At 72.1% G+C, this 11,506-nt stretch carries 10 protein-coding genes; 4 read left to right on the forward strand and 6 right to left on the reverse strand.

Features of this window, described 5'->3' with window-relative positions:
- Positions 1-43: 43 nt before the first annotated feature.
- Genes ACFY9S_RS10490 through deoC form a run of 3 tightly spaced genes read right to left on the reverse strand, consistent with a single transcriptional unit; the run spans position 44 to position 3,328 of the window.
- Entirely contained in the window at positions 44-931 is an 888-nt protein-coding gene (locus tag ACFY9S_RS10490) for an aldehyde dehydrogenase family protein (RefSeq protein ID WP_391125351.1), read from the reverse strand.
- A complete protein-coding gene (locus ACFY9S_RS10495; RefSeq protein ID WP_391125354.1) occupies positions 924-2,360 on the reverse strand; it encodes an aldehyde dehydrogenase family protein in 1,437 nt (478 codons plus the stop codon). Before ACFY9S_RS10495 ends, ACFY9S_RS10490 begins: the two co-directional genes overlap by 8 nt.
- Before the next feature lie 5 nt (positions 2,361-2,365).
- Positions 2,366-3,328: a deoxyribose-phosphate aldolase gene (gene deoC, locus ACFY9S_RS10500; protein WP_391125357.1), complete on the reverse strand. Its 963-nt coding sequence runs from the start codon at positions 3,326-3,328 to the stop codon at positions 2,366-2,368.
- A 135-nt stretch (positions 3,329-3,463) separates the two neighbouring features.
- Here deoC and ACFY9S_RS10505 point away from each other — a divergent pair, with 135 nt between their 5' ends.
- Together ACFY9S_RS10505 and ACFY9S_RS10510 are read left to right on the forward strand one after the other, a co-directional pair.
- Positions 3,464-4,168: a PH domain-containing protein gene (locus ACFY9S_RS10505; RefSeq protein ID WP_391125360.1), complete on the forward strand. Its 705-nt coding sequence runs from the start codon at positions 3,464-3,466 to the stop codon at positions 4,166-4,168.
- Between the two features lie 355 nt (positions 4,169-4,523).
- On the forward strand, positions 4,524-4,883 hold the full coding sequence (locus tag ACFY9S_RS10510; protein ID WP_391125363.1) for a DUF6204 family protein: 360 nt from the start codon (positions 4,524-4,526) through the stop codon (positions 4,881-4,883).
- Positions 4,884-4,919: 36 nt separating this feature from the next.
- On the opposite strand, the gene ACFY9S_RS10515 is transcribed toward ACFY9S_RS10510, so the two are convergent.
- The 3 genes from ACFY9S_RS10515 to ACFY9S_RS10525 all read right to left on the reverse strand — a co-directional run bounded on the left by ACFY9S_RS10515 (position 4,920) and on the right by ACFY9S_RS10525 (position 8,409).
- Complete coding sequence (locus ACFY9S_RS10515; protein ID WP_391125366.1) at positions 4,920-6,557, reverse strand: phospho-sugar mutase; 1,638 nt, start codon at positions 6,555-6,557, stop codon at positions 4,920-4,922.
- A gap of 492 nt (positions 6,558-7,049) precedes the next feature.
- Entirely contained in the window at positions 7,050-7,874 is an 825-nt protein-coding gene (locus ACFY9S_RS10520) for a purine-nucleoside phosphorylase (RefSeq protein ID WP_102913636.1), read from the reverse strand.
- 97 nt (positions 7,875-7,971) lie between these two features.
- Entirely contained in the window at positions 7,972-8,409 is a 438-nt protein-coding gene (locus tag ACFY9S_RS10525; protein ID WP_102913635.1) for a gamma-glutamylcyclotransferase, read from the reverse strand.
- A 96-nt stretch (positions 8,410-8,505) separates the two neighbouring features.
- On the opposite strand from ACFY9S_RS10525, the gene ACFY9S_RS10530 reads away from it, so the two are divergent.
- Both ACFY9S_RS10530 and ACFY9S_RS10535 read left to right on the forward strand, forming a co-directional pair.
- Positions 8,506-9,954, forward strand: coding sequence for an NAD(P)H-quinone dehydrogenase (locus ACFY9S_RS10530; RefSeq protein WP_391125370.1), 1,449 nt, complete (start codon positions 8,506-8,508; stop codon positions 9,952-9,954).
- 165 nt (positions 9,955-10,119) lie between these two features.
- The gene (locus tag ACFY9S_RS10535) at positions 10,120-11,094 is read left to right on the forward strand and encodes a DeoR family transcriptional regulator (RefSeq protein WP_391125373.1); all 975 of its coding nucleotides are present in this window, start codon (positions 10,120-10,122) and stop codon (positions 11,092-11,094) included.
- The last annotated feature ends 412 nt before the right edge of the window (positions 11,095-11,506 follow it).

Here is an 11,506-nt window from a genome sequence, read left to right on the forward strand (position 1 = left end):
CTCCTGGACGGAGGAGGGCCGGGGCTTCGGCTGTGAGGGGCGCCTAGTACGAGGAACCCGACGCGCCCAGTGACCCCGTGGGGTGCCAGACCGTTTTGGTCTCCAGGAACGCCGTCATGCGGTCGGTGCCGGGGGTCTCGGCGTAATCCACAGGCTGTGGACGGAGGACGCGCTTGAGGTTGTCGGCCGCCGCGATCTCCAGTTCCTTCGCGAGGGACTCGTCGGCGCCCGCGAGGTCGATCGCGTTGACGTCCTGGTGGGCCGCGAGCGGGGTCGAGATCTCCGCCGTGCGGCCCGACAGGACGTTCACCACGCCACCGGGGACGTCCGAGGTGGCCAGGACCTCGGCCAGGGACAGGGCGGGCAGCGGGGACTTCTCGCTCGCCACCACGATCGCCGTGTTGCCCGTCGCGATCACCGGGGCGAGCACCGACACCAGGCCCAGGAACGACGACTCCTGCGGCGCCAGGACGGCGACCACGCCCGTCGGCTCGGGGGAGGACAGGTTGAAGAACGGGCCCGCCACCGGGTTGCCGCCGCCGACCACCTGGGCGATCTTGTCGGTCCAGCCCGCGTACCAGACCCAGCGGTCGATCGTCGCGTCCACGACCGCCGCCGCCTTGGACTTCGACAGGCCCTCCGCGTCGGCCACCTCACGGGTGAACTGGTCGCGGCGACCCTCCAGCATCTCGGCGACGCGGTAGAGCACCTGACCGCGGTTGTACGCCGTCGCCCCGGACCAGCCGCCGAACGCCTTGCGCGCCGCGACGACGGCGTCCCGGGCGTCCTTGCGGGACGACAGCGGCGCGTTCGCCAGCCACTTGCCCTTCGAGTCCGTCACCTCGTACACCCGGCCGCTCTCGGAACGCGGGAACTTGCCGCCCACGTACAGCTTGTAGGTCTTGAGGACACTGAGTCGCGTGTCAGACATCGAGGTACGCCTCCAGGCCGTGGCGACCGCCCTCGCGGCCGAAGCCCGACTCCTTGTAGCCGCCGAACGGCGACGTCGGGTCGAACTTGTTGAACGTGTTGGACCAGACGACACCCGCGCGGAGTCTGTTCGCGACCGCCAGGATGCGGGAGCCCTTCTCCGTCCAGATGCCGGCGGACAGGCCGTACGGCGTGTTGTTGGCCTTGGCGACCGCCTCGTCCGGCGTGCGGAAGGTCAGGACCGACAGCACCGGGCCGAAGACCTCGTCGCGGGCGATCCGGTGCGCCTGGGTGACGTTCGTGAAGAGCGTCGGGGCGAACCAGTAGCCGCTCTCCGGCAGTTCACAGGCCGGCGACCAGCGCTCGGCGCCTTCTGCCTCGCCCTGCTCGACGAGCGAGGTGATGCGCGTGAGCTGCTCCTCGGAGTTGATCGCGCCGATGTCCGTGTTCTTGTCCATCGGGTCGCCGAGGCGCAGCGTGGACAGGCGGCGCTTCAGGGACTCCAGGAGCTCCTCCTGGATCGATTCCTGGACCAGGAGGCGGCTGCCCGCGCAGCAGACCTGGCCCTGGTTGAAGAAGATGCCGTTGACGATGCCCTCGACGGCCTGGTCGATCGGGGCGTCGTCGAAGACGATGTTGGCGCCCTTGCCGCCCAGCTCCAGCGTGACCTTCTTGCGGGTCCCGGCGACCGTGCGGGCGATCTCCTTGCCGACGGCGGTGGAGCCGGTGAAGGCGACCTTGTTCACGTCGGGGTGGGACACCAGCGCGGCGCCCGCGTCGCCGTAGCCCGGCAGGATGTTGACGACGCCCTTGGGCAGGCCCGCCTGGCGGCAGATGTCCGCGAAGAACAGTGCCGAGAGAGGGGTCGTCTCGGCCGGCTTCAGGACGACCGTGTTGCCCGTCGCGAGCGCCGGGGCGATCTTCCAGGCCAGCATCAGGAGCGGGAAGTTCCAGGGGATGACCTGGCCCGCCACGCCGAGAGGCCCCGGGTTCGCTCCGTAGCCCGCGTGGTCGAGCTTGTCGGCCCAGCCCGCGTAGTAGAAGAAGTGCGCGGCGACCAGGGGCAGGTCGGCGTCGCGCGTCTCCTTGATCGGCTTGCCGTTGTCCAGGGTTTCGAGGACGGCGAGCTCGCGGGAGCGCTCCTGGACGATCCGGGCGATCCGGAAGAGGTACTTCGCGCGCTCCGCGCCCGGGAGCGCCGACCACTTCTCGAACGCCCGGCGCGCGGCCTGCACCGCACGGTCGACGTCCTCGGAACCGGCCCGGGCGATCTCGGAGAGGACCTCCTCGGTGGACGGGGAGACGGTCTTGAAGACCTTGCCGTCCGCCGCTTCGACGAACTCGCCGTCGATGAACAGGCCGTACGAGGGCGCGATGTCGGCGATCGCGCGCGACTCGGGGGCCGGGGCGTATTCGAATACCGATGCCATGGTGATCAGTCCACCGTCACGTAGTCGGGACCGGAGTAGCGGCCGGTGGCCAGCTTCTGGCGCTGCATCAGCAGGTCGTTCAGCAGCGAGGAGGCGCCGAAGCGGAACCAGTGGTTGTCCAGCCAGTCCTCGCCCGCCGTCTCGTTGACCAGCACCAGGAACTTGATGGCGTCCTTGGAGGTGCGGATGCCGCCGGCCGGCTTCACACCGACCTGGATGCCGGTCTGCGCCTTGAAGTCACGCACCGCCTCCAGCATGAGCAGGGTGTTCGCCGGGGTCGCGTTGACGGCGACCTTGCCGGTGGAGGTCTTGATGAAGTCCGCGCCCGCCAGCATCCCGAGCCAACTCGCGCGGCGGATGTTGTCGTACGTCGAGAGCTCGCCCGTCTCGAAGATGACCTTCAGGCGCGCGGAGGTGCCGCAGGCCTCCTTCACGGCGGTGATCTCGTCGTACACCTTCACGTATCGACCCGAGAGGAACGCCCCGCGGTCGATGACCATGTCGATCTCGTCGGCGCCCGCGGCGACGGCGTCGCGGACGTCGGCCAGCTTGACGTCCAGCGCGGCGCGGCCGGCCGGGAACGCCGTGGCGACCGAGGCGACCTTCACGTCGGAGCCCGCGACGGCCTCCTTGGCCACGGCCACCATGTCGGGGTAGACGCAGACGGCCGCCGTGGACGGCGTCGTACGGTCCGTCGGGTCGGGCTTGACCGCCTTGGCGCCGAGCGCCCGGACCTTGCCCGGGGTGTCCGCGCCTTCCAGCGTCGTCAGGTCGACCATCGAGATGGCGAGGTCGATGGCGTACGCCTTGGCGGTCGTCTTGATCGAACGGGTGCCGAGCGAGGCCGCACGGCCTTCGAGCCCGACCGCGTCGACGCCGGGGAGCCCGTGGAGGAAGCGGCGCAGCGCGCTGTCGGACGCGGCGACGTCCTTGAGGGGATGAGCTGCGGTGAGTGCAGAACTGGGCATGGTCACCAGACGAGCATATCTACGCGCGTAGCGGCTGTACAGCCCCCAGGTTTCTCCCGGGAGGATCCGCCGGTCGTCCCCAGGCGTGGGGGACGTGGATGAGGGACGTGCGGACGGGTCCGGCAGAATCGAGACATGACGAGCCCCGAATCCCAGCCGCCGACGCCGCAGCCCGCGGAGCCCCAGTCCAAGGACCGGGTGTACCGGTCGGCCCCGGCCATCGCCGGTGGCGTGCTGCTGCTCGCCATCGCCGGATGGCTCGGCGTCGACGCGGTGATCTCCGGGGAGGGGCGCACGCCGTGGCTCGCGCTCGCCCTGCTGCTGCTCGTCGTGCCGCTGGTCGTCGCCTTCACCCTGCGCCCGGCCGTGCACGCCGGCGACGACCGGCTGCGGATCCGCAACCCCTTCCGCATCGTCGTCGTGCCCTGGGGGCAGGTCGCCTCGCTGCGCTCCGCCTACTCCAACGAGGTCCTCACCGAATCCGGTGCGAAGTACCAGCTGTGGGCCGTGCCGGTCTCGCTGCGCGCGCGCAAGAAGGCCGCGCGGCGTGAGATGCGGGCGACGGCGCAGGCGCGGCGGCGGACGGGGCGGGAAGCAAGCCGCGGCGGCGCGCTCGGCACGACCGAGGGGCTGAGGCTGGGCTTCAGCCGGGAGCCGCTGTCGGACGGGCCCGTGCGGGCGGAGACCGACCAGATCATGGACGACCTGCGCGGGCTGCACGAGGCGCGCCGCCAGGCGGAGTCGGCGCGCGGCGAGGTGACCGTGCGGTGGGCCTACGAGGTGCTGGCGCCGGCGGCCGCGGGGGCGGTGCTGGTGCTGATCATGGTTGCGCTGGGGTGACGGTCCGGCCGGTTCTGTTCGTGCTGGGGTGACGGTCGGGCCGGTTCTGGTGGCGGTGGGGTGACGGTCCGGCCGGTTCTGTTCGTGCTGGGGTGACGGTCGGGCCGTTCTGGTGGCGGTGGGGTGATGGGTCGGGTGGGTCTGGGGTGCTGGGGTGACGGTCGGGCCGGTTCTGGTGGCGGTGGGGTGATGGCCCGAGTGGTTCTGGTGGGCTGGGGTGACGCCCGAGTGGTCCGGGGCGCTGGGCCGGCCGCCCGGCCGGTTCTGCCGGCGGCGGGTCGGCCAGGGTTTCGGCTATCCGTCCGGTGACGGAAAGCGGTGGAGCCGGTGCGCTCCCCGGGCCTAGGTTCGGGGCATGAGCACCCGTACCTTCCGTGTCACCGTCCGAGGCGTCTTCGACGGGCTGAGCGCCGACCAGCGGGCCGCGCTGCTGGAGCGGGCCGCGGAGCACGACGTGCTGCGCGCGGCCTTCACGCCCGAGGGGAGCCTCACGTACGACGTGGCCGTGCGGCCCGCCTTCACCTTCCGCTTCCTGGACTCCGGGGAGGCCGAGGAGGACATCCTCGAGGCGACCGAGCGGGCCGAGGAGTCGGCGCGGACCTGGCTGGAGCAGCGCGGCTACGGCTACAAGAACCTGAGGTCCAGCGCCGAGGACCTCTCCCAGGCGCCTCTCGGCAAGCGGCAGCGGCGGGAGGCCGCCCGGAAGGGTTCCTGAGTCACCGGCTCGGGGCGGTGGTGCCGGGCATCGGCCTCAGATGCCCGCCGCCGCCGACAGGTCGCGCTTGATCGACTCCAGGACGTCGGTCGCCCTCGCGCGGGCCGCCGGGAGATCCTGGTGGGACCCGACCGGGATCACGACCTCCAGGTAGCACTTCAGCTTGGGCTCCGTGCCGCTCGGGCGGACGATCACCCGGGCGCCGTCGAGGGTGTAGCGCAGACCGTCCGTGGGCGGCAGGTCGGCCGTGCCCTTGGTGAGATCGTCGGTACGGGTGATCGGCAGACCGGCCAGCTCCGTCGGGGGCTGTTCGCGCAGGCGGCCCATAGCGGCGGCGATGAGGGAGAGGTCCTCCACGCGGACCGAGAGCTGGTCCGTCGCGTGCAGGCCGTGCTCCACCGCCAGGTCGTCCAGCAGGTCGAGGAGCGTACGCCCCTCCTCCTTGAGCTGTGAGGCCAGTTCCGTGATCAGCAGCGCGGCCGTGATGCCGTCCTTGTCGCGTACGCCGTCCGGGTCCACGCAGTAGCCGAGGGCCTCCTCGTAGCCGTAGCGCAGGCCCTCGGCGCGGGCGATCCACTTGAAGCCGGTGAGGGTCTCCACGTGGGGAAGGCCCGCCTTCTCGGCGATACGGCCGAGGAGGGACGAGGAGACGATCGACTCCGCGAAGGTGCCGGTCGCTCCGCGGCGGACCAGGTGGGCGGCGAGCAGGGCGCCGACCTCGTCACCGCGGAGCATGCGCCAGTCGGTGCCGTCCGGTACGGCGACGGCGCAGCGGTCCGCGTCCGGGTCGTTGGCGATGATCAGGTCCGGGGCGGTCTCGCAGGCGCGTGCTGTCGCGAAGGCCAGGTCCATCGCGCCGGGTTCCTCCGGATTGGGGAACGCGACGGTCGGGAACTCCGGGTCGGGCTCGGCCTGCTCCGCCACGAGGACGGGTTCCGGGAAGCCCGCGCGGGCGAACGCGGCCAGGAGGACGTCCTTGCCGACGCCGTGCATCGCCGTGTACACCGTGCGGGCCGTACGGGGGGAGCCCTCGGACAGGACGGCGTCCGTGCGGGCGAGGTAGGCGTCGAGGACGCTGTCGTCGAGGGTCTCCCAGCCTTCGGTGGGGCGCCGGACGGTGGTGAGGGACGGGACGGCGGCGATCTCCGCCGCGATGTCGATGTCCGCCGGGGGGACGATCTGGGAGCCGTCGCCGAGGTAGACCTTGTAGCCGTTGTCGCGGGGCGGGTTGTGGCTGGCGGTGACCTCCACACCCGCGACCGCGCCGAGGTGCCTTATCGCGAAGGCCAGCACGGGGGTCGGGAGGGGGCGGGGGAGGACGGCCGCGCGCAGGCCGGCGCCGGTCATGACGGCGGCGGTGTCCTGGGCGAAGTCGTGGGACTTGTGGCGGGCGTCGTAGCCGATGACGACGAGGCCATCGCCGTGGCCCTGCTTCCTGAGGTACGCGGCGAGGCCGGCGGCGGCCCGGATGACGACCGAGCGGTTCATGCGCATGGGACCGGCGCCGAGTTCACCGCGGAGTCCGGCGGTGCCGAACTGGAGGGTGCCGCTGAATCGGGCGGCGAGTTCGGTGTGGTCCTCGGCGTCGATGAGGCGGGCGAGCTCGGTGCGGGTCTCCGGGTCGGGGTCCTCGGTGAGCCACGCCTGGGCCTGCGCGATGAGTTCTTCGTGCACGGTGTGGTGTCAGCCTCTCCGGTGTCGTGTGGTTTGGGTGTGCGCCCGCGGTGGTCTGCGCAGGGTGGTGGGGTGCGCGTCTTCGCCTGACGCCGGGGGTGGGGCGGGGCCGCGCCGGGGGGTGTCCGTCCTCGGAACGGCGCGATGGGGTTGTGCGCGATGGGATTGTGTACCGACTGACCCCCCGTTGACGCGCCAACCGCTGCGGGCGGACACCCCCCGGCACGTCCCCTTCTCGCCGTACGCGGGTGCGGGTGCGTCCCCTTGCCACTGCGGACACCCCCGACACGTCCCCTTGCCACTGCGGACACCCCCGACACGTCCCCTTGCCGCTGCGGGCGGCCGGCGGCATGCCCCCTGGTGGGCGGCTGCGGCTGCCTTCTCGCGCAGGCGACCGCAACCCTCCCAGGGGCGCGGGCAACCGGGCGACCAGCCACTGCGGACCCGCAGCCGCCGGACGGCAGGCGCAGTGGCCACAGCCGCGAAGCCTTCCTACAGGCGGCCCAGGACCTGCGTCAGGAGCGAACCCATGCGCGTCGCGGAGTCGCGGCCCGCCTGGAGGACCTCCTCGTGGTTCAGGGGCTCACCCGTCATGCCCGCGGCGAGGTTGGTGACGAGGGAGATGCCCAGGACCTCGGCACCCGCCTCACGTGCGGCGATCGCCTCCAGGACCGTCGACATGCCCACCAGGTCCGCGCCGATGACACGGGCCATGCGGATCTCGGCCGGCGTCTCGTAGTGCGGGCCGGGGAACTGGGCGTAGACGCCCTCCTCCAGCGTGGCGTCGACCTCCTTGCACAGGGCGCGCAGACGCGGCGAGTACAGGTCGGTGAGGTCGACGAAGTTCGCGCCGATGATGGGGGAGGTAGCGGTGAGGTTGATGTGGTCGCTGATGAGGACCGGCTGGCCGGGGCGCATGCCCTCGCGCAGGCCGCCGCAGCCGTTGGTGAGGACGACCGTCTTGCAGCCGGCCGAGACCGCCGTGCGGACGCCGTGGGCGACCGCCGCCACCCCTCGGCCCTCGTAGTAGTGCGTACGGCCCAGGAAGACCAGGGCGCGTTTGTCGCCGATCCGGTACGAGCGGATCTTGCCTCCGTGGCCCTCCACCGCCGGCGGCGGGAAACCGGGGAGCTCGGTGACCTGGAACTCGGCCTCGGGGGCGCCCAGGGCGTCCACGGCCGGGGCCCAGCCGGAGCCCATCACGAGGGCGACGTCGTGGGTCTCGGCGCCCGTGAGTTCGCGCAGGCGGGCCGCGGCGGCGTCGGCGGCCGCGTGGGGGTCGCCCTGGATGTCGTCCGGAAGAAGAGATGCGTTCACGCCGACGAGGGTAGCCGGTGAATGCCTACGCGCGTAGATGGCAGAGCTCACGGGGTGGCGATCGTTGTCTTGTCGTTTCCGACGAGAAGGGCCGCCGTCAGCAGGGACGCTTGCGGAGCTCCATGACGTAGTCGTGGGGAGCGCCGGCCGACTCGGCCGCGTCGGCGATCTCCCCCAGGTAGCGGGCGGAGGGCAGGCCCCCCTCGTACGCGTTCAGGGTGAAGGCCCAGGCGGAGTCCTCACCGTCCAGGGTGTGGACCCGGACACGCGTACGACGGTAGATGTCGAGGCCCACGCCCTCCCAGCGGTCGAGCGACTCCTCGTCCATCGGGGCGATGTCGTACAGGGACACGAAGACCTGGGAGAACGGGTCCTCCACGATCGTCGGCAGCGCGCCCTCCCAGCCCATGTGCTCGCCGCCGAAGGTCAGCCGCCAGCCGTTCAGCCACCCGGTGGCGCGCAGCGGCGAGTGCGGGGCGCGGCGGGACATCAGCCGCGCGTCGAGGTTGCCGGCGTACGCGGCGTAGAGCGACATGGGGGAAGGGTACGGCAGGCCGCCCGGCGTCACTGTCGCAACAACAGGCGCATCGGCGGGGCCCCGGGGCGGTGGCCCGCCGAGCGGTGCGGGACAATGGGGCATGTGACTCGGATCGTGATCATCGGTGGCGGACCCGGCGGATACGAAGCGGCCCTGGTGGCCGCCCAACTCGGCGCGGAGGTGACCGTCGTCGACTGCGACGGTCTGGGCGGGGCGTCGGTGCTCACCGACTGCGTGCCGTCGAAGACCCTGATCGCCACGGCCGAGGTGATGACCACCTTCGACTCCTCGTACGAGGAGCTGGGGATCATCGTCGCCGACGACACCCCGCACATCGAGCAGGCCGCCCGGGTGGTGGGCGTCGACCTGGGCAAGGTCAACCGGCGGGTGAAGCGGCTCGCGCTCGCCCAGTCGCACGACATCACCGCCTCCGTGACGCGCGCCGGGGCGCGTGTCATGCGCGGGCGCGGGCGGCTGGAGGGCATGCAGGCGCTCGACGGGTCGCGCAAGGTCGTGGTGCGCACCGCCGACGGGAGTGAGGAGACGCTCACGGCCGACGCCGTGCTCATCGCGACCGGCGGGCAACCCCGCGAGCTGCCCGACGCCCAGCCGGACGGTGAGCGGATCCTGAACTGGACCCAGGTGTACGACCTCGACGAGCTGCCCGAGGAGCTCATCGTGGTCGGGTCGGGTGTGACCGGTGCCGAGTTCGCCGGCGCCTACCAGGCACTGGGTTCGAGGGTGACGCTCGTGTCGTCGCGGGACCGGGTGCTGCCGGGTGAGGACCCGGACGCGGCGGTCGTGCTGGAGGACGTCTTCCGGCGGCGCGGCATGAACGTCATGGGGCGTTCCCGGGCGCAGTCCGCCAAACGGGTGGGGGACCGGGTCGAGGTGACCCTCTCCGACGGGCGCGTCATCACCGGATCGCACTGCCTGATGGCCGTCGGTGCCGTGCCCAACAGCGCCGGCATGGGGCTGGAGGACGCCGGGGTCAGGCTGCGCGAGTCGGGTCACATCTGGACCGACAAGGTGTCGCGTACGACCGCTCCGGGCGTGTACGCGGCCGGTGACGTGACCGGAGTGTTCGCCCTCGCGTCCGTGGCCGCCATGCAGGGCCGCATCGCGATGTACCACTTCCTGGGCGACGCCGTGACCCCGCTGAACCTGAAGACGGTCTCCTCGAACGTCTTCACCGACCCCGAGATCGCCACCGTCGGCTACACGCAGGCCGACGTCGACGGCGGGAAGATCGACGCCCGGGTCGTGAAGCTGCCGCTGCTGCGCAACCCGCGCGCGAAGATGCAGGGCATCCGGGACGGCTTCGTCAAGATCTTCTGCCGTCCGGGCACGGGCATCGTGGTGGGCGGAGTCGTCGTGGCGCCGCGCGCCTCGGAACTGATCCACCCGATCTCGATCGCGGTCGACAACAATCTGACCGTCGAGCAGATCGCGAAGGCCTTCACCGTCTACCCCTCCCTGTCAGGCTCGATCGCCGAGGTGGCACGGCAGTTGCACACCCGCAAGGAGGACGGCGCCGGCTGAGGCCGAAACCGGCTCCTCGCTGGTCACGGGGAGTGTTCGACCATGCGTACGGCATAGGCGGCAGGACTAGGCCTTATACCACTTCCCGCTGCTCGGTGCGAACATCTTCTGCTATTCAGCGCAAACTGCTGAAAGCAGACGGTCGCTGGCGTTACTGTCAGTTTCGTGTTCGCTGCAGAACGTCGCCAATTGATCCTCGAAATGGTGCGAGCGAACGGGGCCGTGTCGCTCCGTGAGCTCGCCCGCGTCGTCCAGACCTCCGAAGTGACCGTACGGCGGGACGTGCGCGCGCTGGAGGCAGAAGGACTCCTCGACCGCCGGCACGGCGGTGCGGTACTGCCGGGCGGTTTCACGCGGGAGTCCGGCTTTCCGCAGAAGTCTCATCTCGCGACCGCCGAGAAGACCGCCATCGCCGACCTCGCCGCGAACCTCGTGGAAGAGGGGGAGGCGATCGTGGTCGGGGCGGGTACGACGACCCAGGAGCTGGCGCGCCGGCTCGCCCGGGTGCCCGGGCTCACCGTCGTCACCAACTCTCTCCTCGTCGCCCAGGCGTTGGCCCATGCCAACCGGGTCGAGGTGGTGATGACCGGCGGTACGCTCCGCGGTTCGAACTACGCCCTCGTCGGCAGTGGTGCCGAGCAGTCCCTGCACGGGCTGCGGGTGTCGCGGGCGTTCCTGTCCGGGAGCGGGCTGACCGCCGAGCGGGGGCTGTCCACGTCCAACATGCTGTCGGCGTCCGTCGACCGGGCGCTGGTGCAGGCCGCGGCGGAGGTGGTGGTGCTCGCGGACCACACGAAGCTCGGTACCGACACCATGTTCCAGACCGTGCCCACGGATCTCATCACGCGCCTCGTCACGGACGAGCCGCCCGCCCACGACGACCGTGCGGCCACGGAACTCCAGGCGCTTGCCGACCAGGGCGTGCAGATCGCCGTGGCCGGGGGGCAGGGGGGTTCCGCGGGGTCGGCAGGCCCCGGGGGTGATGCCGTCCCGGCGCGTCAGCAGCGCCGGGATGTGCCGGTGCCCGGGCCCAGGCGACAGGCGCCGGGGGCCGGGGGGCAGTTGCGGTCCGCCTCGATGCTGGGTGATCAGGGCCCTGGGGCGGAGCGGGCGCGGGTGGCGGACCTGCGGCGGCGGTAGCGGGCCGGGGTGCGGCGCAGGGCAGCGGCGGCCTCGCCGCCGCCCGCCCCGGCGTCGGCGCCGGCCGGGTTCGCGCCGCCGGCCCCGGCCGCCGGTAGCTGTCACCTGCCAGGTGCCCGGCGTTGCCGCTGAGGCCGGGGCGTTCCGCAACCCGGCGGATCGGGGTGCCTCCCCCAAGCTCTCCGAGCAGGGGGGACCCCAGCGCCCACCCTCCCCAAGCTGTCGGCTCCCATCGAGCAGGGGGCCCCATCGCCCCTGGCGGCACGCATGCCCGCAGCTCAGTGGGGCGGACCCCCCGGGGGGGGGGGGGGGCCGGGGGCGCCCGGGGGCGGGGGGGGGCCGCCCCCCCCGGCCGGGGCGCGGGGGGGGGGGGGGGGGGGGGGGGGGGGGGGGGGGGGGGGGGGGGGGGTGG

The sequence above is a fragment of the Streptomyces sp. NPDC012474 genome (assembly GCF_042955185.1).
GTDB lineage: Bacteria > Actinomycetota > Actinomycetes > Streptomycetales > Streptomycetaceae > Streptomyces > Streptomyces cahuitamycinicus.

Bases quoted from the DNA above. Each gene is read 5' to 3' on its own strand.
- ACFY9S_RS10490 (WP_391125351.1), bottom strand. From the start codon at position 931: ATGTCTGACACGCGACTCAGTGTCCTCAAGACCTACAAGCTGTACGTG.
- ACFY9S_RS10495 (WP_391125354.1), bottom strand. From the start codon at position 2,360: ATGGCATCGGTATTCGAATACGCCCCGGCCCCCGAGTCGCGCGCGATC.
- deoC (WP_391125357.1), bottom strand. From the start codon at position 3,328: ATGCCCAGTTCTGCACTCACCGCAGCTCATCCCCTCAAGGACGTCGCC.
- ACFY9S_RS10505 (WP_391125360.1), top strand. From the start codon at position 3,464: ATGACGAGCCCCGAATCCCAGCCGCCGACGCCGCAGCCCGCGGAGCCC.
- ACFY9S_RS10510 (WP_391125363.1), top strand. From the start codon at position 4,524: ATGAGCACCCGTACCTTCCGTGTCACCGTCCGAGGCGTCTTCGACGGG.
- ACFY9S_RS10525 (WP_102913635.1), bottom strand. From the start codon at position 8,409: ATGTCGCTCTACGCCGCGTACGCCGGCAACCTCGACGCGCGGCTGATG.
- ACFY9S_RS10530 (WP_391125370.1), top strand. From the start codon at position 8,506: ATGGGGCATGTGACTCGGATCGTGATCATCGGTGGCGGACCCGGCGGA.